Here is a 21,950-nt window from a genome sequence, read left to right on the forward strand (position 1 = left end):
TGATAGAGGGTTAATTCTTTTTATATACCTTTGATGTTTAATTTAGAAGACTTATAGATGACCGGTGTAAAACATGCTTATCTGATAGTAGCTCATGCTAATCCGTTTATAGTGGAGCGATTGATTCGCCTCCTCGATGATGAACGAAATGATATCTATATACATGTGGATAAGAAAGCACATGACTTTAATTTTGAATATCTCAATTCGTTACCCCAAAAATCGAATATTTACTTTACCGAACGTGTCGACGTCAGATGGGGGCATGTGAGCCTCGTGAAGGCCGAGCTTATCTTATTTAAGTCTGCTTACGAAAAAGAGAAATATGGGTATTATCATCTGATAAGCGGTGCAGATCTGCCCATCAAGTCGCAGGATTACATACACAATTTTTTTGCAAAGCATAGTGGTCTCGAATTTATTGGATTTAGCAATGCCCAATGGGATGCCCAACGGGTAGATAAGATTCATCTCTTTTCCCGACATATGCGTGTAGGGGAGAAGCAGATAATAAAACGTATAGCCCGAAAAATAAGATTGTCTTTTTTGAAGACTCAAAATGCTATCGGATATAGTCGCACTAGAGGGACGACTCATAAATTTGTTTTTGGTTCGGAATGGGTTAGCGTAACATCCGATTTTGTGAGAGATTTACTGAAAAAGGAAAAATGGTTCCTTAGCTTTTATAAATATTCTAATTGTGCCGACGAAATTTATAAGCAGACTTTTGCACTAAACTCGCCATACAAGGATAAGCTATATAATACTGACGATGAACTGAAAGGCTGCATGCGTTTCATGGACTGGCAGCGAGGCCGACCTTATACATTCAGGGTAGAAGACTTTGACGAAATAATGGCGTCGGACAGTTTTTTTGCACGTAAATTTGAGGACAGTATTGATAAAGATATTGTAGAGAAAATATATAATTATCTTGCAAAATAAAACGATTTTAAGGAATTATAGGTGGCGTTATTTCAGGCCCCTCTGGGTCAGGTTCCGGATCCGGGTCGACCGGAGTGGTGTCTTCTGCAACATTTATTTGGAACCGAAGGCTTTTATCTCCGGCAGTAGCTATAAAATAGGCGAATGGACCACCAGCGATGTTGGTTGCTCCTGTATATGTAACAATTATGTTTTTTCCGTCGACTCTGACCGAGGCCGGACCTTCGGTAGTCCAGGTGATATCTTTAATCGATTGGCACGTAGAAGGGGACTCTAGTGTCACGAATACCGGCAAATTCATCAGTGTAATATTTGTAGGAGTGCTGGCCCCTTTACTAATATTAATTCCGCCGATACTGGATGTCACAGATTTCACTTGTGGTGCGTTTAAGCCACTCCATTTATTTCCATCCCATACATATAAACCGGGACATAGACCCGATGCATCTAATGTATTATATACAATTAATCCGGTGTGTTCAGCGTCTATATTTGCTTTGTTTGTTATGTATTCACTATTAGGATTGACGCCATCTTCTTTGGCAAACATGGGGAATAAATTATTTTTGCTGGTAAGTGTTACTCGCGGCAGCGATATTCCTTTAGTCGAGTTAGAGCCGTTCACTGCTCTGGCATCGTCTTCGGCATACTCTTTTATCTCTAATATGGTGCCCGGTATGGGTGGTGCAGCAGAGCCAATGGTTACTTGTGCGTATGTGTTAAAAGTGAATGAGGCTATTGATATGATAGTAAGTAGTGTAGCTATATTTTTATATTTCATTTGTATGAAAGTTTATAAATCCTTCTAATTCTATAATATACAATTCTAAAACATTCTATGTTTTACAAAGCCCTTTTTAGAATTAATATTAGAATACGATTCTTATTTCTGGTGCTGAGTGAGTTTATGAATACAAAATTAGCTATTATTTTCTGCGCAGACAAAGCTCATCAGTCATTATAATATTTTTTAAGAATGAAATAGTTACAGTGCAGTTCTATTCTGATAGGTCTATGGAAAACCATAAAAGCGATTGTTTTGTTTTAATCATATCCATAACAAAATTATGTAAGTCATAGATACGGCTTTTGTGATTTATATCGTATTTTTAGAACTTCATTCAAATAATTGAATAACATGAAGAGAATAGCATTCTTATGCTTGATCAGTATATTGTCGATACCCTTGTTTGCTCAGCAGTTTAAAGTGTCGGGCAATCCGTTTGTTTATAATGAAAATATAGGAGGATCGGGTTTGCAGGGAGTTTATTTGCTCAATAACCTTTCGGGCATTACAATATCTTATGCGTCTTCGGCAGTTTCTGTCAAATTTTACCATTATACCAGTTCTTGGAACGATAGGGTTTTAATATCTGCTTCCGATATTACGACCTACTCGAGTGGGGGCGTTACAACATACACTATATCTAACCTCGTCGACAACAGAGGGTATCTGGTGGAGGAGAATGGGACTTTGAGATCGGGTATATGGATTTTCGATTATAGCCGGCACCTGCCATCGCTGATTTCTATTTCGCCGATGGAGGATGAGAATAAATGTGAATTGCTTCGATTGATAATAAGTAAAACAGACGATTTGTTTTTCTATGGCAGAAATGGCGGAAGGCAGTCGGTCGTTCGTAGATATACAATTAGCTACAATACGTTGGAGTGGGATGCAACAAGTAAAAAGTTTAAAAGTAAATTGGATGAACGGAAAAATCTTGACATAGGAACCGAATACGTAGTAGATGCGCCACTTATAGATACTAAATTTACATTGCGCGGTGATCAGATTGCAGAGTATTTTGGCATTACTAAGTCTATAAGTTCCTCTACTTATCAGGCGGTGAGAGTACAGGCTCAGATCGATTATGAAATAGAAGAACGGGATTCTCCTAACGAAATAAACAAAGAAGAGGGTACATCCACTTCGTTTTCAGCGCCTGTGAGAATGAGATTGTTCGGGTATGGAAACGAGCCTGTAACTCGGTTTTATACTTGGTTCGTTTATAGAGCCGCAGATCTTAGAAATCCGATTTCCCGTTCCACCGATCGTGATATAAATTATGAATTTAATCAATCGGGCGATTTTGTTGTAAAGCTTGAGGTTGCCGACGCCTCTTCTCTCTGTGTAGATACGGCAAGTGTGTCGTTTAAGATAACAGAGTCGAAGCTCGAAGTTCCTAACTATTTCTCACCGGGCGATTCTCCCGGATCGAACGATGAGTTTAGAGTTGCTTACAAGTCGTTGGTAAGATTTAAGTGTACTATCTTCAACCGCTGGGGTGTAAAGCTTTACGAATGGAACGATCCGGCTAAAGGATGGGATGGCAGATATAAGGGAAGCTTTGTTGCACCGGGTGTTTATTTCTATGTGATAGATGCAATGGGTTCGGATGGTATCCATTACAAGAAAGGTGGTGATATTAATATATTGCGAAGCCGGTGAGGCCGGATCTAGATATTCAAAAATGAAAAGACAATGATGTTATTGCAGTTTATAATAGTTCTTGCCGCCATTATCGTTGGCGCCAGGCTAAAGGGTATTGGGCTTGGGGTGATGGGTGGTGTCGGTTTGGCTATGCTTGTTTTTGGCTTTGGGCTCGAGCCTACTTCTCCGCCTATCGATGTGATGTTGATGATTGTAGCGGTTATTGCCGCAGCAAGTTGTATGCAAGCGGCGGGAGGTCTCGATCTGATGGTTCATCAGGCAGAGAAGCTATTGAGGAAGCACCCTTCACGTATTACGTTTCTCAGTCCGGTAGTTACCTATCTTTTTACATTTCTTTCCGGAACGGGGCATGTAGCCTACTCGGTGCTACCTGTAATTGCCGAGGTGGCAAGAGAAACAAAAATCCGTCCCGAACGTCCGATGGCTATTGCTGTAATAGCATCACAACAGGCTATAACTGCCAGTCCTATATCTGCTGCAACAGTCGCATTGTTAAGTATGGTGGCAGGGTATGATATATCTTTATTACAGATAATGATGATAAGCGTTCCCGCCACTTTGGTCGGAGTCTTCCTTGGTGCTTTATACTCGCTTCGGGTGGGAAAAGATTTGGAGTTCGATCCCGAATATTTGCGCCGTATAGAATCGGGAATGTTCGACGAGAAGGAAGAAAAGGTTGTCGTGAAAAAGCATTCGTGGGGAGCTGCTGCTTCTGTGCTTATCTTCTTGCTGGCCACAGTATTTATTGTGTTGCTGGGGTCGGTCGAAGAATTACGCCAAACAAGTAATGGTGTACTGAATATGGCTATTGTTATCGAAATATTAATGTTATCGGCTGCGGCTCTGATTCTTTTGCTTACCAATACGAATGGAATCAAGGCTGCTCAAGGTTCGGTTTTCTCCGCAGGCATGCAGGCAGTGGTTGCCATTTTCGGTATTGCATGGATGGGCGACACGTTTATCAATGGTAATATGGCACAGTTGAAAGATTCGATAGAAGGGGTTGTTACTGCTATGCCGTGGCTATTTGGCATTGCTTTGTTTGTTATGTCAATCCTGCTTTATAGTCAGGCTGCAACTATACGTGCTATGGTTCCGCTGGGCATTGCTTTGGGTATATCGCCTTGGCTGCTTATCGCAATGTTTCCTGCGGTAAACGGCTATTTCTTTTTCCCTAACTATCCTACTGTGGTGGCAGCTATCAATTTCGATAGAACAGGTACTACACGTATTGGTAAATATTTACTGAACCATTCGTTTATGATGCCCGGTTTGATAGCTACGGCAGGGTCTATCGTTACAGGATTTTTCCTTATTTATTTGATGGGTTTTATTTGAATTAGGGGGAGTTCGATATAAGTATCATTTGCTCTCTATTTATCTGTCTAGCCTCCCCAACCCCTCCCAAGGAGGGGCTCTTGTATACCCTCTGTGTATTCCTCCCCTTAGGGGAGGTTAGGAGGTGCTCTCCGTTTTGGAATGGCAAAGACATAAAAAAAGCCGGAAATAAATTCCAGCTTTTTCGTTATGCTCTTTTAATCAAAAATCTGCATTTCGCGAATTTGATTTTTTTCTTACCAGCATCACATATACACCCAGTAATAAGATACATAGTAAGTAGTCTTTCGGTGTAAATCTGAATGCTGCATCCCACATACTGACTTCGGCTTTTTGAGATTTCTCTTCATAAGCAGGAAATACATATCTGTTATCTGTAAAAGAAATTGAAGAATATTCTGCTGATGGCAAAGCATAGACAGAAATTGCATCAACTTTTATAGATACAAATAGAATAAGAAGTAATGTAAGAATCGCCTTTTTAAAAGTTTGCATACCTGTAGTTTCTAAAGTTCTGAAGCTTGTGTCGTAATTATTGTGCAAATATACTGGGAATCCGGTAAAATTGAAAGTTTTAATGTGAAATAATATTTAAAATGCTAATGTTTAACATTCTGTTCGTCTTTTTCTTATAATAAATGTGCTTTTTTTACGATTGGTGTATGTTTTTCGTTTATGTATAGCACAGGGAAAAAGTCGTCAGTCTTCCAATCGGCATTTCGTTTAGTTATATCATTGTTGAAATAGGCGCGCAAATAGTAGTTCGAATCATCATCGTGAATCAATATTGTCTTCTTTTTTGCTGAGTTTTCATGCTCTTCGATCATTGATTCGGCTGTAATGCTTTTCGCCAGATTATCTATGTGGTATTTGTCATGACGTCTGTTGTCATTTACAAATATAGTGTAGATATATCCGTTTTTCTCACCAATCGGTTTTGCCAGACAAATATGAAAAGCTCCCGGAGCACTCATCGCTGCTTTTTGTAAATACTTGCGTATAGTTTTAAGCCAGACTGTGCCCAACAGAAATAGTACTATATAAGGTATCAGGTAGAATGATACGAGCATATCGTTATGAAACAAGTATAGTATGCCTATTAGTCCGACGAAAAGAAAGCAACTGGGCGGAACAAGTAATATACTCATCCACCACGGTGTGCTGTTGAGGTAACTCTTCTTAAAATCGTATTCTTTTTCGAGTTCCGAATATTTACTGGCTTTCATATGGTGTTTTGTTTTTTAACTACACAAAAGTAGGATTAACAATTAATATATTGCTTCTCGGAAAGTATAAAGTTTGTAAAATGAAGTGGATTGATGATTTATATTAACACTATTTTTATTTGCTTTTTCAATATTAGTGAGGAATAGCATAAGAGTAGATGTGGCATCCGATAATGACAAAGCCCGATCAGGAAAAGATCGGGCTTTACATTTCTAGGTAAAAGGGTCAGATGATGATTGGTCAAATCTGACAATACTGTTCAGCTATTCCTCGATGGAAAGCTATTTTATTCGCAATTACTTATCGTATAAACAACATTTACGTTTAAATATTAAGATATACAAAGGTAGTAAATTAAGTGAAATATGTTGCATAATTGAGTACTTTTATATATTAAATACACCTAAAACGTATTAAAATAATATTAACACTCTATATCGGAGGCTGAATAAAGCCCGATTTATTCGGGCTTTATCATTTCTAAGTAAAGCAGCTAAGCCCTCACTATTCAAAAGTCTTAGCAATGTTGTTGAGTGTAGTTTTAGTTTGCGTGCTTACATTATAAATGTTGGGTATAAATACAAAGTAATAAAATCTATTTAGTTGAAAGTACTTGATGAGGCGGTAATTTTCCGAACTTAAACGGTAATTTTCGGAACAATATTTTACTATATTTGTTTTGAAAATAAAAAATGATCAATAATGAACAAGTTAGATAAAATAAAGAAGACACATCACGGGCATAATGTTAGAAGAATGCGCGAAGTGTTAGGCATTAAGCAAGGTGCTTTGGCTATTATGCTCGATATGCCTCAACAGACATTATCGGACAAAGAGGCGAAAGAGATTATTGATGACGAAACTTTAGATAAAATATCGAAAGCGTTGAATGTTCCGCTCAAAGTTTTGCAAGAGATGAAAGAAGATCCCGCAACTATCATATTCGATCATCCTACATTTGCTGAAGGCAGTATTGGCAATGTCGGAGGAGATAGTATTCAATATAATAGCCCTGTGGAAAAAATTATTGAATTGACTAACGAAAAAGTCGCACTCTATGAGCGTATGCTCGAATTAGAAAAAGAGAAGATAGCTTGGTTAGAAAAACTATTGAGTGATAAGAAATAAAAGAGAGGGTGCAGGCTCTCGCTATTTTCGTATTAATAAAAGACTGTCGTTGTGCAGTCTTTTGTTGTAAGTAATTATACATTCTAAATAATGATTGAAAAGAAATGAAAGAAATCGAAACTATTGCAGAGAACGAAAATTATACGGCTGTCAACATCGGCAGCTTAGATAAATTGATGGACTATTCGCTCCTTCACCCGAAGACACAAAAAGAGGTGGAGGGTAAAGTGTTTGTTCAGGATGCTACCAGAGCCACGGGTACAGAAATTTCTTTTCAATCGTTACCACCTAAAAGAGAACTGTCGTATTTCCATATTCATTACCAGAATGAAGAGACATATATTATACTGAAAGGTTCGGGCGATTTTCAGGTAGACGACGATAGTTTTCCAATCTCGGAGGGTAGTATAATAAGGGTTGCACCTGCTGGAGTGCGTGGTATGCGTAATTCTTCGGACGAGCCGATGGTTTATATGGTTATTCAATCGAAAGAAGGATCATTGGAACAACGCACCTTTGTAGACGGAGAAAGGGTTGCTTGTGAGCCGAAATGGAAATAAAATATTGCTATTAAAATAGCAACTTGTACTTTGTGAATGGAGTACAAGTTGCTTTATATAATACTCTTCTAGGCAATAACCTATATTCCTTTTAGTGGATAAAACCTACTTTAACTGCTAGTGTCTATTTTGAAAAGTTGATTAATTATATATGAAAATTATTCCATATATATAATTCTTATTATTCCTACCGTAAGGCTAGTTGGGACACAACTATGTCTACCTGGCGGACATATGTGGTTTTTGCTGTGTAAACTGACCTCAAGATCAAAATAAGTTTTATCTCCTTTACGAAAAAAATACCACATTACATCATCGTAGTTTATAGAAAACTCAACATGTGATCCCCTTATTTCAAAATGGTAAGCAAATGGTAAGTTAAAATCAATTGTACTCCCATTTAAATCTAATGTTCTGCTAAAGATTAACGGTTTTTGATTAGCAGCATCATAAGTAAACTCAGTCAATAATCTTCTTGGAGCTTGAGCAAAGGCCATTGTCATTGAAAACAATAATAGAAGTAGTAAAAAAAGCTTTTTCATAATACTTAAATTTAGTTAAACAATAGGATGTGTCGTTAAAATTAAAAAATATATTGTTTCCGGCAATTATATGATTGAATATATTTATGAGAATCATCTATACTTGCATAAATCACTTATAATTTGATGAGAAATATGGATACCTTTATGTTTGTAAAAGCAACAATACAAGATTTAGATATGGTGCAACGTATCGTTTATAAGACAATACGTGCTATCTACCCAAAGTATTATCCGACCGAAGTTGTGGATTTCTTTCTAAACCATCATAGCGAGGATAACATATTGGCCGATCTGGTTAAAGGTAATACATTTCTTTTGGTGGAAGATGGGCAGTATATTGGAACAGGAAGTATTAAAGGGAATGAGATAAACAGAGTATTTGTTTTACCCGAATTTCAGGGAAGAGGCTTCGGTTCGCAAATTATGACTATGCTCGAAGGCTATATAGCATCCCAATATAATGACATACATCTCGACTCTTCGCTTCCTGCATTTAATATGTATATAAAGCGGGGATATCAACCGATAGAATATCGTGAAGAACTTGTTTGCGATAAAGTGCTATGCTATCAGGTGATGAGAAAGGAGTGCCCGACAATTTCCGTATCGGATATAAATCTCAATAGTAGGGTATTCACTTCTATGACAAATACGGCTAATGGCGAAGTGTCGGGAGATACAGTATTCCATTATTATCAGCAAGGCGACGTAATCTGGGCTACATACTCGGGTGGTATGATAACGAGGGGTTTTCTGATCGGTAAATTTATCGATAGCCGCAGGTTGAGTTTTTCTTATCAGCATATAAACGAAGATTGCGAAATTCGTATCGGTAAATGTGAAAGCCTTATAGAAATCCTTCCCGATGGCAGATTACGATTGAACGAAAAATGGCAATGGCTCGATAGCGATCAATCATGTGGTGAATCAGTTGTAGAGGAAAAGGTGATCGTATCTCATCGATAATTCAATAAATAATAATATCTTTGCATCAGTATTTATAAATAACTGTGCTTTGAGAACAATTCTCTTATATATTACTGCTTAATATTAGCCTTTAAAACTACAGGCTAATAATCTTTTTATCGGGGCGTTCGACTCTGATAAATTTTTCATTCTTATAACTTATTATCAGTTTACGGTTTCCTTCACGTAGGTAAGGTAATCGCTTAACTGTCACCTAATCGTCTTCATCGATCATTGTCTATGATCGGAAGGTTCGATTGATATGCATCGAATGCAAATGAAAAATTTCGCAAAGAATATTAAGCAGAATAATCCGGAGGGATTAACAAAAAATACAAAAACAGTCAGCCAATTCACGTGGGAGATAATACCCACAAGTACACCACTCTTTAAACGGAAATGCAGTAAGTGCAAAAGCAGCAATCTGTATTATAGCAGCGATAAGTTTCGGCTAAACTCACAAAAGAGGAGTATAGATGTGTGGTTAATTTATAAATGCGTGAAGTGCGACAATACGTGCAATATAACCATCCTGTCTCGTACCCGACCCGAGCTGATTGATAGGGAGTTATATCGGAAGTTCAGTGATAATGATGAAGAAACGGCGTGGATATACGCTTTCGATGCTGAGACTATAAGACGCAACAGCATGGAATTAGATTATAGCAATATTGAGTACGACATCGTTCGTGAGGATGTTACGCTGAAAGATATGATCGTGATGGACGTAGATTTAATCGAATTTGAAATTAAAGCGACTTTCAATCTTAACCTAAGGTTAACCCACGTTATCAGAAAGTGTTTCGATATATCGTTAAATCAGTTAGAGAAAATGTTGGAAGCAGGTGTAATTACAGTCTTGCCTTTAGGCCCTGTCAAAAAGAGTAAAGTCAAAGACGGTATCACTGTGATAATCCATCGTGAAAAACTAAAGAAATATTTGGAAAAAGAGGATGTAAAATGATTGTGAGGTATGAATGAGTAGTTATGAGTTGCCCTATCTTTCACCCTCTCTGTCATCCCGATACGATAGCCCCACCTAACCTCCCCCAAGGGGAGGAATACAAAAAGGGTATATAGGAGCCCCTCCTTGGGAGGGGTTGGGGAGGCTAGAGAGATCCCTCACTACGTTTCGGGATGACAGAGACGAGTATTTAGTCCCCCTTGGGGGATTAGGGGGCTGCCTTGGGAGGGGTTGGGGAGGCTATCCTTCTCTACTTATATTTTGCATCTACAAGAACTACGGATGTTTCAACCTGTCTTTCGGGAATCTTCCAATACTTTTTCAGTAGCATATTTTTCTCTTCTTCTTCAACCAGCCTGAAACCGTTCTTCGTGTAAAAATCTATCGCCCACACAGCATCTTTCCATGTACCTATAAGTATCGGCTTCTCTTGGCTATCGAGTAAGTGGTTTAATAATTTTGTACCTATCCCCCCATTTCGGTTTCTTGTTCTCACATAAGCATGACGTATCAGTTTCACGTCGCCTTTGTTCTGTATTCCCATTACGCCGACCATCTCATTGTTTTCCACATAACAACAAAAAGCAACGCCATCGGCTATTTGCTCTTTCAGTTCGTTCATTTCCATGTATGGCTGTTTCCATCTATCGGGTGGTATTACATCTTGATATGCTATCGAGGCATCGTTTATTATTTCGTATATGATCTCTATTTCCGAGTCCAAGCATTTTCTTATCATGGCTATCTTTAGGTTGTTTGTGAAAAATCCTATTTGTTTTTTTTTAATAAGGGACGCAAGTTAAAATATAATTTGAAAACAGACAAAAGTATTTTTATTAGAATGGAGATAAATATAATATTGGGGTATCCCGATATAGAGTAAACTATCTGTCAGACAGAACGTCAATAAGATATTTTTAGATATCGCCTCAACAACTCACAACCAAACGATGTTATACTAAAGAAAAAACAGTATTTTTACAATCACATATTTAAATCAGAAACTGAGTTTTTCTGCTCATATATTTTTGCACAGCATGGAACAGAAAGGATCCCCTATATATAACGACGATTTATTGGATTCGCCAAGGTTTAAGAAACTATTGGCAGGGTTGGAAGCCAATCTTTCGCCCAAAGAAATGCAAGATCTTCGCCCGGTTATCAAAAAATCGCTGGCAGACGGGATATACAATCGTGACGAAAAAATAGGTAGTGTTACAGACCTTACCATCAATACGATCTTTATTATGATTGAAGAACTGGGTCTTAAGAATGCAGCTATTTTGGCTATGGTTTTGTATCGTCCTGTTACTCATCATACAATTACGATAGAAGAAGTTGGTAAGACATTCGGTACAGATGTTGCCGAAATTGTAAAAGGACTGATGAAAGTGAATGCGCTTGATGCCAATCAGTCGGCTCTGGCATCAGAAAACTACATCAAACTACTTCTCTCCTTTGCCGAAGATATGCGTGTTATCCTGATCAAGATAGCAAGCCGCCTGTACCTGATGCGTACTGCCGAACAATACGAAGAACAGTTTCGCATGAAACTTATAATAGAGGTATGTTATCTCTATACACCTCTTGCCCATAAGTTGGGACTATATAAAATAAAGACCGAGTTCGAAGACTTATATCTGAAATATACAGATCGTGAGTCGTACGACTATATTTTGCAAAAGATTAGTGAAAGCAAAGCCGCCCGCGATAAATATATTGAAGAATTTATTGCTCCGATCGACGAGAAGCTAAAAGAAACAGGACTCAATTACGATATAAAAGGACGTGTGAAATCTATCTCGTCCATCAATAATAAACTTAAGAAACAGAAGATTGATTTCGAATCCATCTACGATCTGTTTGCAATACGTATCATTCTGACTTCTGATTTGGAGAAAGAAAAGGCCGAATGTTGGCAGATATACTCTATCGTCGCCGACTTGTACACGCCCAATCCTAAAAGATTGAAAGACTGGTTGTCGATACCCAAAAGTAATGGTTATGAATCGCTTCATACCACAGTGATGGGGCCGCAGTCGCGCTGGGTAGAGGTGCAAATCCGTACCCGTCGTATGGACGAGATAGCCGAACGAGGGTTGGCTGCCCATTGGAAATACAAAGGTCTCAAAAGCCAATCGCGTGTAGATGATTGGTTGACAAATCTGCGTGAGATGCTCGAGAATAAGAGCATGGATACAAATGAAAAGCTCGAAGATTTCAAACTCGATTTGTACGACGACGAGATATATGTTTTCACACCCAAAGGCGATTTGCACAAGCTGCCTCATGGAGCTACTATTCTCGATTTTGCTTTTTCCATTCATTCCCGCATAGGGTCGACATGTGTATCGGGAAAAGTGAACGGAAAAAATGTTTCGATACGTCACAAGCTGAAAAATGGTGATCAGATAGAAATTGTAACTTCGCCTAACCAGACGCCTAAACAAGACTGGCTTAGTTTTGTATCTACCACAAAGGCTAAAAACAAGATTCGCCAAAGTCTCAAAGAAGAGTCGAACAAACAGGTCGAAATAGCCAAAGAGTTGCTCAAACGCCGTGTCAAAAATAAAAAGATAGAGATCAACGAATCTATCATGATGAGGCTTATTAAAAAACTCGGATTCAAAACCGTTACCGACTTCTATGTTAAGATAGCCGATGAGACGCTCGATGTAAACAACATCATCGACCAGTACACCGAGATGGAGCGCAAGGAGAATGAGTTGCACGAAAAGCATGAATCTATCAGTGCCGAAAACTATGTTCCACAGATAACAGAAACAGAGAAAACTTCGTCTAAGAACGAAGAATTAGTAATAGACAATAATCTGACAGGAGTAGAATACAAACTGGCTAAATGCTGTAATCCGATTTATGGTGACGATATATTCGGCTTTGTATCTTCGCAAGGTATTAAGATACATCGCCAGAACTGCCCTAATGCTCACGACATGTTTACACGTTTTGGGTATCGGGTTATTCCGGCTCGCTGGTCGGGACGCTCGGGTTCTAATTACACGATTACGCTGAGGGTGATAGGACACGATGATATTGGTATTATCAATAATCTGACCTCTATTATTGCTAAAGAAAACGGAATCAGTATGCGTTCCATCAGTATCGATTCTAACGACGGCTTGTTTCAGGGGAATATATCCGTTACACTTAGCAATACAGATGCTCTGAACGGATTGATAAAGAAACTGAGAACAGTGAAAGGAGTAAAAGATATAAGTCGGTTGAGTTAAAATCAATTGACTTTTCTCTCAATATTCTGTTATTCCGAACTGAAAGTCCCACCTAACCTCCCCCAAGGGGAGGAATGCAAAGAAGATGTTTGGAATAGTTATGAGTTATGAATGATAAGTTATGAGTTAATCACACTTTGTCATCCCGATACGCAGTGAGGGATCTGTTCTGAAATAAGCTAATAGCTATTGGTTGATAAACCCAAGAGACAATAGATCCCTCACTGCGTATCGGGATGACAAAGGCGAGCATTAAGCCCCTCCTTGGGATGGGTTGAGGAGGCTAAGCAGCGTGGAGGCTAAAGTGCTAAATAACCTTATTGCAAACTTAAAGTACCAGAAATATAACAAACGTTAAAAATGGTGGGCTACTTATGAAATCCTCACCTCGTTTGATTCTATATTGCAGGTAAAAGAAATAAACTAAAATTATATTTTATGAAAACAAAGCTATTATGTGTCGCTACTCTGCTATTGGCAAGTGTTTCACAACAAGTGTTTGCTCAGGACAAAAAGGTTGTGCCATCTAAATTGAATGAAGCAACAGTCTTTTTTCAAGGTGCAGAATTAAACCATTCGGCTACCTCGGCACTGGCTAAAGGAGAGAATGAAATATGGATAGAAGGCTTAAGTCCTAATATAGATAAGAATAGTCTGAAAATCAAAACATCCAATGGTGCGATAATTTCTTCTTATGAGTATTCGGTAGATTATATGTCGGGCAATAAAGCCTTCAGTCCAATTGCCAAAAAACTGCAAGACTCGATCAGCATGTACAGGGAAAAGCTGAGCGCAGTTCAGACTGATATAACGATAAATGAAAATCTGAAAAACCTTTTGCAAAAGGGAACAGATAAAAATGTAGCCGGTTCGGACAAAGGCTTAGGTATAGACGAATTGGTGAAAACGATGGAGTATTACAAAACCAAATCGCTCGAACTTGAAAAAACACAAAAAGCGAATCAAAAAATAGAACAAGAAATAAAAGCTTCTATAAAAAGAGTTGAAACTCAATTCAATCAAGAGTCGCTTAAAAATAATAAAACATCGGGTGTTCTACGGCTTACTATCTCAGCGCCTGCTGCTATCTCTTCTAATTTTACTATCACCTACTATACATCTGCTGCGGCGTGGGTGCCATATTACGATATAAATATAGCATCGACCGACAAGCCGATTAAGATGATGATGAAATCGAAGGTTCGCCAAACTACCGGTCTCGACTGGGAAAAAGTGAAATTAACTCTATCTACCGCCACACCGAGCAATGGCAAAATTGCGCCTTTGTTTTCTGCATGGTTTCTCGAAAATATGCACTATGCGGTAGCTATGGGCAGTACGAAAAACAGGGCAATGCAAAATTCATATTCGTATGATATGCTGCCTGTTGCAGAGTTGAGCGCGATGAAGGTATCGAAAGATGATTACACACAAATGCCAAGCCAGCTTACACCACTCTATTATGTAGACGGTTCTCCGGTGGATGCCGACTATTATAATTCTATCGATCCTGCGATGATAAAGAGCAGCGATTTTATAAACGGTGGTGTTGCAGTAGCTCAATATGGTGCGCAAGCAGCAGGTGGTGTATATGTAATGGCGCTCAAGAGCAGCATGGACGATTATGTTACTCAAGCCGATAACGATATGAGTAGTGTGTATAATATTGATATAGCTTATACAATCCCGGGCAATGGTAAAGAGCAAAGCATAGATCTGCAAACTAAAGAGACAAATGCCGACTATAAATATTATTCTGCTCCTAAATTAGACACAGAGACATATCTGTTGGCTGAAATATCCAATTGGGAAACACTCGGACTATTGAGCGGAAAAGCCAACATCACTTACGATGGTACTTATGTAGGTGAAACATTTATCAATGCTGCATCTACCTTGTCTAAGCTTGCGCTTACTCTCGGAACCGAAAAACGAGTGGCTGTAAAACGTGAAAAAATGCAGGATTTCAGTAGCACTAAATTCTTGGGTAATGATACTAGACAGATATTTACATACAAGATAACTGTTAAGAATAATCAGAATAAAACAATCAAGATGGTTGTAAAAGATCAGTACCCGATCTCTACTCAAAAGAATATAGAAGTAGAGCTTTTGAAAGAAACTACTGCATGGACTGCTAACAAAGAAGATGTTGGAGTTATCACTTGGGAAGAAGAATTTGCTGCCGGCGAGACAAAAGAATATATTATAAGTTACAGCGTCAAATACCCGAAAGGCAGTAACTTGAATCTGTAATTAATCTCCTAAAATATGAAAGACTGTAATACAATTCTGTATTGCAGCCTTTTGTAGCCTCCCCAACCCCTCCCAAGGAGGGGCTCTTTGTATAGCCTCTTTGTATTCCTCCCCTTGGGGGAGGTTAGGAGGGGCTCTCAGTTCGGAATGACAGAGAGAGTTACACATAGCGTATTCATAACTTATATTTATTCTTATCCTCATCCGTTATCGTGCGGATTACTTTGCATGGATTGCCCACTGCCAAAACATTCGATGGAATGTCTTTTGTCACAACGCTTCCTGCACCTATAACCGTATTGTCGCCTATTGTTACACCGGGCAAAATAGTTACTGCTGCCCCTATCCATACATTGTTGCCGATGGTTACAGGGTAGGCATATTCCAATCCTTTGTTTCGCTGTTCCACATCTAAAGGATGCCCCGCAGTATAAATACCTACATTGGGTGCAATAAAAACATTGTCGCCTATACAAACTTTTGCACCGTCGAGAATAACAAAATTCATATTGGCAAAAAAGTTTTCACCTATCTCTATATTAAAACCGTAATCGCAATAGAAAGGTGGTTCGAATATGAAATTTTCACCGGTCTTGCTCAATAGCTTTTTCAATAGCGTCTTTCTCTCATCCTGTTTAGACGGATGCAATAAGTTATATTCGTATAATAACACCTTTGCATTTTCCCGTTCCTTTATTATTTCCTTGTCGTAATTGGCATCGTAAAGTAATCCTTTTGCCGCTTTTTCTTTTTCAGTCATAATAGTGTTTTATTATTCTCTATTCCTCAAATGTGAGAGGCAAGGTACTAAAAATAGATATGTCTTAACGATGAGGTTTAGAAAAATTAGAGGATATATAAAATAATTATGAATGATAAATTATGAGTTTATCCGTCTCTGTCATTCCGAAACTGAAACCCTCTTTGTCATCCCGAAACGTAGTGAGGGATCTATTATGAAATAGGCTGATAGCTAATAGCCATTGGCTGATAAACCCGAGAGACAACAGATCCCTCACTGCGTATCGGGATGACAAAGACGGATAATAAATCCCTCTTGGGGATTAGGAGCCCCTCCTTGGGAGGGGTTGGGGAGGCTAGACAGATCCCTCACTATGTTTCGGGATGACAGAGGCAGATAGACTCTAATCTAAAATTTATGCCTATCTATTTGCAACACTGTTACTAAAATTAAAAGAGGAGACAACTTTAATCTCAATTATTATTGTTTATTTTGCATCAAAATATAAAAAAATGGAAAATCAGAAAGTCGTCTTAGGTATACAAGATAAACCTAAACCCTTGCAGTGGTTACTGTTGAGTATTCAGCACCTCTTTGCTATGTTTGGCGCAACGGTGCTTGTTCCTGCCCTAACGGGTATGAGTCCCGCAGTAGCTTTAATATCGAGTGGTATCGGAACACTTATCTTTATCGTAATCACACAAGGCAAAGTGCCATCCTATCTGGGATCGTCCTTTGCCTTTATTGTACCCATCACCACAGCCAAAGGGATGGAGGCTGCGATGTCGGGGCAATTAGCACCCGGTAGTTTCCTTGTAGGTAGTTTCCTTGTGGGGCTTACCTATACCGTTGTGGCACTTATAATCAATCGTGCCGGAACAGGTTGGCTGATGAAACTGTTACCGCCTATCGTGGTCGGTCCGGTTATTATGGTTATCGGTTTGGGATTGTCGGTTACTGCTATTAAGATGGTGACTTACAATAGTGGTATGATTACCGATGATAATCCGCTGGGCTACGATCTCAATTTTGTATTGGTCGGTCTGGTTACCCTTACCATCACAGTTGTTACTGCCATATTTACCAAAGGCTTTCTGAGTGTAATCCCCGTTTTAGTAGGTATTGTAGGAGGATATTTGTTTGCTTTCTGTATCGGAATGGTCAATCTGCAACCCGTTATCGAAGCCAATTGGTTCCAAGTACCACCATTCGAATTCCCTTTCGTAGATTACACTCCGACTTTTTCGTGGAAAATATTTTTATTGATGGTTCCCGTTGCCATTGTGCCCATAGCAGAGCATATCGGTCATCAATTGGTGTTGAGTAAGGTTGTAAGTAAAGACCTTATAAAAGATCCGGGTCTCGATCGTTCTATGTTGGGCGACGGTATTGCAACTATGGTTGCAGCCGGTATCGGCGGACCTCCCAGCACTACTTACGGCGAGAACATAGGCGTGTTGGCTATTACGCGCGCATTCAGTATCTACCTGTTTGTAGGAGCGGCCATCTTCGCTATCCTTTTCGGGTTTTGTGGCAAAATAGCTGTTTTGCTGGCTACTATACCTACTCCGGTAATGGGTGGAGTATCTATCCTGCTATTTGGTATCATAGCATCGAGTGGATTGCGTATGTTGGTCGAAAATAAAGTTGACTTTAGTTTGAAGCGCAACCTTATCATCGCTTCGGTTATTCTTGTTATCGGTATCGGTGGTGCAGCTATTCATATCGGTAAGCTATTATCGCTCGAGGGCATGGCTCTTGCATCTATCATTGGCGTGTTGCTCAATCAGGTATTGCCGGGCAAAGAAGTTGTCGATTTTGATAAAATGTTTGACGAATAATCATTCATATTATATATAATGAAAATGGGTATAGGAATTAATCTTATACCCATTTTTGTTATTTCTCTTTTCTTTCCTGTCATCCCGAAACATAGTGAGGGAGCTGTCTAGCCTCCCCAACCCCTCCCAAGGAGGGGCTCTTTGTATACTCTCTTTGTATTCCTCCCCTTGGGGGAGGTTAGGAGGGGCTTTCATTTCGGAATGACAGAGAGGATGACAATATCTGTTTTTACGATTGTTGCTTTTTGGTTAAAATAGCGAATAAGCCCAAAATACCTTTCGGGTTATTTTTTATTAGAGAGTGTTATAATTAGTTAATAAGCTGGGTGTTTGTGACGCATCCTTATCTTCCTTGTTATTAGCAGCTTTAATCGGGTTAACTGTTGTACAACATACAAATCGGAGTGCGTGTATGACATTTTTTAAGAAGTTTAAAGTTGTAATGCATTGAAAATTACCCTATATTTGCCCATCACCCAAAAAAGAACATACTTATTTCGAAACAAAATATGGAGAAAACCCTTGTTATACTAAAGCCTTCGTGTGTTCAAAGAGCACTAATAGGAGAGGTTATTTCCCGTTTCGAAAGAAAAGGATTACGCTTGGCCGGAATGAAAATGGTTCAACTCGATGATGCCATTTTATACGAACATTATGCTCATCTTAAAGACGAGCCTTTTTTTAACCGTATCAAGAATTCTATGGAAGCCAGTCCCGTAATTGTACAATGCTGGGAAGGCCTTGAGGCTATCAAAGTTGTACGGGCTATGACCGGAGCTACCAATGGGCGTAATGCCGAACAGGGTACTATAAGAGGGGATATGTCTATAAGCTCGCAAGAGAATATAGTGCATGCATCAGACTCTCCCGAATCCGCAGAGGTAGAGCTGAAACGTTTTTTTAACGAGAATGAATTATTTGAGTATAAACCATCCGTCTTTGGATATTTGTATGCCAATGACGAGATATAAAGAAATTATGCAGAAAAGTACAAAATTATTGAAACAAAATCTGAAGCGCTTAAAGGTCTTACCTATAGCAGCTATGTTTCTATTACCTATGAGCAGCTTTGCTCAGAAGAGTGCAGAAGCAGACGACAGCAGAGTCGAGTTAACCTACAAACAACGTCACAGTAAAATCGTTCAAAACAACAATCTATACGCTGATGGAATAAAGATAAAACGCGATCTTTCTATACTCAAAGAAGTACAGGAAGAGCGCGTTTTAGCTGCAGATGAAATTCCGGCAGAAGAATTATATGGTGGTGTGTGGAACAATCGTTATGTTAATGCATATCGTGCGATAGATAATGTGCCTGACACGTTCAAGGTAGATTTATCTAATTTCACAATGCCGACCATGGGGCATACTACTTCTAACTTCGGACCTCGTCGCCGCCGTATGCATTACGGTATCGACCTTAAGGTGCAGGTAGGAGATACTATTTATGCCGCATTCGACGGAAAAGTACGTCTAAAGCAATACGAAAGACGCGGATATGGCTACTATATAGCACTTCGCCATTCTAATGGGTTGGAGACTGTTTATGGTCACCTTTCTAAATTCTTAGTAGAGGAAGACGATGTAGTAAAATCGGGCGACCCTATCGCTTTAGGTGGAAATACAGGACGTTCGACAGGATCTCATCTTCATTTCGAATTCAGATTTTTAGGTAAGCCTATCAATCCGATCGAAATAGTCGATTTTGATAATAAGGTATGTCATAGGGATACATATATGATAACATCAAATTCGTTTGATTATCCGACCAGAGCATCGAAACGTGGAGCTGCTACTTTGGCTGCGGGTACAACCCGTTCTAAAAAGACCACTACAAATAAATATGCTTCGGGATCGGTTGGCTATCATCGAATAACAAAAGGAGATACGCTTGGTGCTATAGCCCGAAAACATGGTACTTCTGTAAGCAAGATTTGTGCGCTGAACAGTATTACAACTAAAACAGTTTTGCGTCCGGGTAAATCGCTACGCGTCTCATAGAGAGATACTAATACTATTATATCATAAAAAGGTTGTCGATTATTTTCGGCAACCTTTTTTTATTTTGTTTTTTATGTATTCGGGTGTATTACAAGTGCTTAAATGAACAATATTTAAGGTTGATTGTTTTGTATATATCGTACTAATGAGTACTTTTGACGCCCCAAATACTCAATTATAATGCTCAATTGGTACCAGAATACAACGGCTGCATTATTGCCGTATTCAAACGAGAATATGCTGATTAGTTCTGTCTTTTTTTGGAACAGTGGAATTTCATGCTTGTGTCTTGTTGATTTTAAAATGCTTATTCTAATGTTCTATAATTAAAACTACAATATTGTATGATAACAGTATTTATAAAGAAATTATTTTTATTGTTTCTTTTCTGTTTCTTAACCTTAACCGCAGAATTGAATGCTCAGGTAACGATCGGTACATATACGGAACCGATGAAAGGTGCATTACTCGACTTGAAAGAGAATCCTAACGGGAATTCTGATAAAGGGTTAATTTTACCTCGTGTAACTCTCGTTAATAGAAATTCACTACAGCCCTGTGCAGATGGAACAGAAGGTGATAATAGTGCAATACATACCGGCTTGGTCGTCTATAATGTGACCACAATAACTACTAATGCTCAGGATCGTTTATGTCCGGGTACGCATGTTTGGGATGGAGCTAAATGGGAACCTATTGTAGACTATCCGACATGGGCTACTATGACAACACTTATATCTCAAGGGACTAATGTATTTACATTCCTCGATCCCGCCATTGCTACCGATTGGCCTGTTGGTAAAGATAGGGGACAATATCCGTTAGGTTATTTAGGTACTTATACCGATTCTCGGGATAACGAAATCTATAATTATACCCGTTTTTACGTCGCAATAAATAAAAGAATAGATACTTATGAGACTAAGGATAGCTATTCTTGTGATCCCAATACTCCAAATTTTGTTACTAGTGGAACTCTTCAAGTTCCAGTCTATGGTGCTTTCGAAGATGGTGTCTGGATGGCAGACAATCTGAGAGCAAGAACTTACGATACCCAACGTGATAATGGTGAAACGATTGTTCAGGCATTAAGTGGGCCTACAACCAATACAGGTACAAATTATACTTCTACTTATTGGCAATATCCGGGTACAGCTGCTGCTAATGCTACCACTCATGGATTATTATATACATGGGCAGCTGCGAGCAACTCCAAAGTAAGTACTGCTAATGAAGGGGGGCTAAATGAAGGTTCACGGGTTCAGGGTGTTTGCCCGAGAGGCTGGCATTTGCCTAGCGACAGGGAGTGGACTAATCTGGAGAATGGAATTATTGTTAATACAATCAAATTTAGTTCTACACCGACTATTGGTGTAAGTGGTATTATTTCTTATACTAATACAAGTGCTACTCGGGGTACTTTCCATGGGCAAGCTATGCGAAGCACTACCACCGGAACGACTCTTGTGGGAACGAGTAAAGCCGCCAATGCGGGTGGTTTTAATATTTTTATGTCCGGCTTTGCCAACAACGGAGGTATTCAGGGTTTTGGTACAGGAACACATTATTGGTCGAGCAGTAGCCATAGTGCCAGCAATGCATGGAAACGTGCGTTAGACCCAGCTCTTTCTACTGTTAGTTATAGTGGTGGCGCTCGAAATAACATGTTTTCGGTACGTTGTATGAGAAATCAAAGCTGATGCAATCAATGGTGCTGATTTATATAATGAA

At 39.0% G+C, this 21,950-nt stretch carries 19 protein-coding genes; 13 read left to right on the top strand and 6 right to left on the bottom strand.

The genetic code is table 11. From position 1 onward, the window contains the following. Positions 1–57 precede the first annotated feature (57 nt). Positions 58–945, top strand: coding sequence for a beta-1,6-N-acetylglucosaminyltransferase (locus G7Y57_RS15645; RefSeq protein ID WP_165026222.1), 888 nt, complete (start codon positions 58–60; stop codon positions 943–945). A 7-nt stretch (positions 946–952) separates the two neighbouring features. Here G7Y57_RS15645 and G7Y57_RS15650 read toward each other — a convergent pair whose 3' ends face one another. Continuing rightward, the gene (locus G7Y57_RS15650) at positions 953–1,726 is read right to left on the bottom strand and encodes a hypothetical protein (RefSeq protein ID WP_165026224.1); all 774 of its coding nucleotides are present in this window, start codon (positions 1,724–1,726) and stop codon (positions 953–955) included. A gap of 357 nt (positions 1,727–2,083) precedes the next feature. On the opposite strand from G7Y57_RS15650, the gene G7Y57_RS15655 reads away from it, so the two are divergent. Further along, the gene (locus G7Y57_RS15655; RefSeq protein WP_165026226.1) at positions 2,084–3,397 is read left to right on the top strand and encodes a gliding motility-associated C-terminal domain-containing protein; all 1,314 of its coding nucleotides are present in this window, start codon (positions 2,084–2,086) and stop codon (positions 3,395–3,397) included. Between the two features lie 36 nt (positions 3,398–3,433). Further along, a complete protein-coding gene (locus G7Y57_RS15660; protein WP_165026329.1) occupies positions 3,434–4,738 on the top strand; it encodes an anaerobic C4-dicarboxylate transporter family protein in 1,305 nt (434 codons plus the stop codon). Between the two features lie 201 nt (positions 4,739–4,939). On the opposite strand, the gene G7Y57_RS15665 is transcribed toward G7Y57_RS15660, so the two are convergent. Further along, on the bottom strand, positions 4,940–5,233 hold the full coding sequence (locus tag G7Y57_RS15665; protein WP_165026228.1) for a hypothetical protein: 294 nt from the start codon (positions 5,231–5,233) through the stop codon (positions 4,940–4,942). 134 nt (positions 5,234–5,367) lie between these two features. Next, complete coding sequence (locus G7Y57_RS15670) at positions 5,368–5,964, bottom strand: hypothetical protein (RefSeq protein ID WP_165026230.1); 597 nt, start codon at positions 5,962–5,964, stop codon at positions 5,368–5,370. A 703-nt stretch (positions 5,965–6,667) separates the two neighbouring features. Between G7Y57_RS15670 and G7Y57_RS15675 the strand changes: the two genes are divergently transcribed. After that, positions 6,668–7,093 (top strand): helix-turn-helix domain-containing protein, encoded by a 426-nt coding sequence (locus G7Y57_RS15675; RefSeq protein ID WP_165026232.1) that lies wholly within the window; start codon positions 6,668–6,670, stop codon positions 7,091–7,093. A gap of 104 nt (positions 7,094–7,197) precedes the next feature. Beyond that, positions 7,198–7,653 (top strand): cupin domain-containing protein, encoded by a 456-nt coding sequence (locus G7Y57_RS15680; protein ID WP_165026233.1) that lies wholly within the window; start codon positions 7,198–7,200, stop codon positions 7,651–7,653. 158 nt (positions 7,654–7,811) lie between these two features. Here G7Y57_RS15680 and G7Y57_RS15685 read toward each other — a convergent pair whose 3' ends face one another. Further along, complete coding sequence (locus G7Y57_RS15685) at positions 7,812–8,195, bottom strand: hypothetical protein (protein ID WP_165026235.1); 384 nt, start codon at positions 8,193–8,195, stop codon at positions 7,812–7,814. A 126-nt stretch (positions 8,196–8,321) separates the two neighbouring features. Here G7Y57_RS15685 and G7Y57_RS15690 point away from each other — a divergent pair, with 126 nt between their 5' ends. Beyond that, on the top strand, positions 8,322–9,164 hold the full coding sequence (locus G7Y57_RS15690) for a GNAT family N-acetyltransferase (RefSeq protein WP_221412142.1): 843 nt from the start codon (positions 8,322–8,324) through the stop codon (positions 9,162–9,164). Positions 9,165–9,441: 277 nt separating this feature from the next. Continuing rightward, on the top strand, positions 9,442–10,128 hold the full coding sequence (locus G7Y57_RS15695; protein WP_165026237.1) for a DUF1062 domain-containing protein: 687 nt from the start codon (positions 9,442–9,444) through the stop codon (positions 10,126–10,128). A 250-nt stretch (positions 10,129–10,378) separates the two neighbouring features. On the opposite strand, the gene G7Y57_RS15700 is transcribed toward G7Y57_RS15695, so the two are convergent. Further along, the gene (locus G7Y57_RS15700; RefSeq protein ID WP_165026240.1) at positions 10,379–10,867 is read right to left on the bottom strand and encodes a GNAT family N-acetyltransferase; all 489 of its coding nucleotides are present in this window, start codon (positions 10,865–10,867) and stop codon (positions 10,379–10,381) included. Positions 10,868–11,165: 298 nt separating this feature from the next. Here G7Y57_RS15700 and G7Y57_RS15705 point away from each other — a divergent pair, with 298 nt between their 5' ends. Further along, positions 11,166–13,379 (top strand): RelA/SpoT family protein, encoded by a 2,214-nt coding sequence (locus G7Y57_RS15705; protein ID WP_165026243.1) that lies wholly within the window; start codon positions 11,166–11,168, stop codon positions 13,377–13,379. A 438-nt stretch (positions 13,380–13,817) separates the two neighbouring features. Beyond that, a complete protein-coding gene (locus G7Y57_RS15710) occupies positions 13,818–15,635 on the top strand; it encodes a DUF4139 domain-containing protein (protein ID WP_165026246.1) in 1,818 nt (605 codons plus the stop codon). 175 nt (positions 15,636–15,810) lie between these two features. Here G7Y57_RS15710 and G7Y57_RS15715 read toward each other — a convergent pair whose 3' ends face one another. After that, positions 15,811–16,395 carry a sugar O-acetyltransferase gene (locus G7Y57_RS15715; protein ID WP_165026249.1) on the bottom strand — a complete coding sequence of 195 codons (585 nt, stop codon included), beginning with the start codon at positions 16,393–16,395 and terminating at the stop codon, positions 15,811–15,813. A 494-nt stretch (positions 16,396–16,889) separates the two neighbouring features. On the opposite strand from G7Y57_RS15715, the gene G7Y57_RS15720 reads away from it, so the two are divergent. From G7Y57_RS15720 to G7Y57_RS15735, 4 genes are all read left to right on the top strand, one after another. Beyond that, complete coding sequence (locus tag G7Y57_RS15720; protein ID WP_165026252.1) at positions 16,890–18,218, top strand: solute carrier family 23 protein; 1,329 nt, start codon at positions 16,890–16,892, stop codon at positions 18,216–18,218. A 509-nt stretch (positions 18,219–18,727) separates the two neighbouring features. Further along, a complete protein-coding gene (gene ndk, locus G7Y57_RS15725; RefSeq protein ID WP_165026255.1) occupies positions 18,728–19,189 on the top strand; it encodes a nucleoside-diphosphate kinase in 462 nt (153 codons plus the stop codon). A 7-nt stretch (positions 19,190–19,196) separates the two neighbouring features. Continuing rightward, the gene (locus tag G7Y57_RS15730) at positions 19,197–20,219 is read left to right on the top strand and encodes a peptidoglycan DD-metalloendopeptidase family protein (protein ID WP_185153946.1); all 1,023 of its coding nucleotides are present in this window, start codon (positions 19,197–19,199) and stop codon (positions 20,217–20,219) included. A gap of 344 nt (positions 20,220–20,563) precedes the next feature. Further along, the gene (locus tag G7Y57_RS15735; RefSeq protein WP_165026259.1) at positions 20,564–21,919 is read left to right on the top strand and encodes an FISUMP domain-containing protein; all 1,356 of its coding nucleotides are present in this window, start codon (positions 20,564–20,566) and stop codon (positions 21,917–21,919) included. Positions 21,920–21,950 lie beyond the last annotated feature (31 nt).

It is taken from the genome of Dysgonomonas sp. ZJ279, assembly GCF_011039205.1.
Taxonomy (GTDB): Bacteria; Bacteroidota; Bacteroidia; order Bacteroidales; family Dysgonomonadaceae; genus Dysgonomonas.

Coding starts and splice junctions, on each gene's coding strand:
- G7Y57_RS15645 (WP_165026222.1), top strand. CDS start 58: ATGACCGGTGTAAAACATGCTTATCTGATAGTAGCTCATGCTAATCCG.
- G7Y57_RS15650 (WP_165026224.1), bottom strand. CDS start 1,726: ATGAAATATAAAAATATAGCTACACTACTTACTATCATATCAATAGCC.
- G7Y57_RS15655 (WP_165026226.1), top strand. CDS start 2,084: ATGAAGAGAATAGCATTCTTATGCTTGATCAGTATATTGTCGATACCC.
- G7Y57_RS15660 (WP_165026329.1), top strand. CDS start 3,434: ATGTTATTGCAGTTTATAATAGTTCTTGCCGCCATTATCGTTGGCGCC.
- G7Y57_RS15665 (WP_165026228.1), bottom strand. CDS start 5,233: ATGCAAACTTTTAAAAAGGCGATTCTTACATTACTTCTTATTCTATTT.
- G7Y57_RS15670 (WP_165026230.1), bottom strand. CDS start 5,964: ATGAAAGCCAGTAAATATTCGGAACTCGAAAAAGAATACGATTTTAAG.
- G7Y57_RS15675 (WP_165026232.1), top strand. CDS start 6,668: ATGAACAAGTTAGATAAAATAAAGAAGACACATCACGGGCATAATGTT.
- G7Y57_RS15680 (WP_165026233.1), top strand. CDS start 7,198: ATGAAAGAAATCGAAACTATTGCAGAGAACGAAAATTATACGGCTGTC.
- G7Y57_RS15685 (WP_165026235.1), bottom strand. CDS start 8,195: ATGAAAAAGCTTTTTTTACTACTTCTATTATTGTTTTCAATGACAATG.
- G7Y57_RS15690 (WP_221412142.1), top strand. CDS start 8,322: ATGAGAAATATGGATACCTTTATGTTTGTAAAAGCAACAATACAAGAT.
- G7Y57_RS15695 (WP_165026237.1), top strand. CDS start 9,442: ATGAAAAATTTCGCAAAGAATATTAAGCAGAATAATCCGGAGGGATTA.
- G7Y57_RS15700 (WP_165026240.1), bottom strand. CDS start 10,867: ATGATAAGAAAATGCTTGGACTCGGAAATAGAGATCATATACGAAATA.
- G7Y57_RS15705 (WP_165026243.1), top strand. CDS start 11,166: ATGGAACAGAAAGGATCCCCTATATATAACGACGATTTATTGGATTCG.
- G7Y57_RS15710 (WP_165026246.1), top strand. CDS start 13,818: ATGAAAACAAAGCTATTATGTGTCGCTACTCTGCTATTGGCAAGTGTT.
- G7Y57_RS15715 (WP_165026249.1), bottom strand. CDS start 16,395: ATGACTGAAAAAGAAAAAGCGGCAAAAGGATTACTTTACGATGCCAAT.
- G7Y57_RS15720 (WP_165026252.1), top strand. CDS start 16,890: ATGGAAAATCAGAAAGTCGTCTTAGGTATACAAGATAAACCTAAACCC.
- ndk (WP_165026255.1), top strand. CDS start 18,728: ATGGAGAAAACCCTTGTTATACTAAAGCCTTCGTGTGTTCAAAGAGCA.
- G7Y57_RS15730 (WP_185153946.1), top strand. CDS start 19,197: ATGCAGAAAAGTACAAAATTATTGAAACAAAATCTGAAGCGCTTAAAG.
- G7Y57_RS15735 (WP_165026259.1), top strand. CDS start 20,564: ATGATAACAGTATTTATAAAGAAATTATTTTTATTGTTTCTTTTCTGT.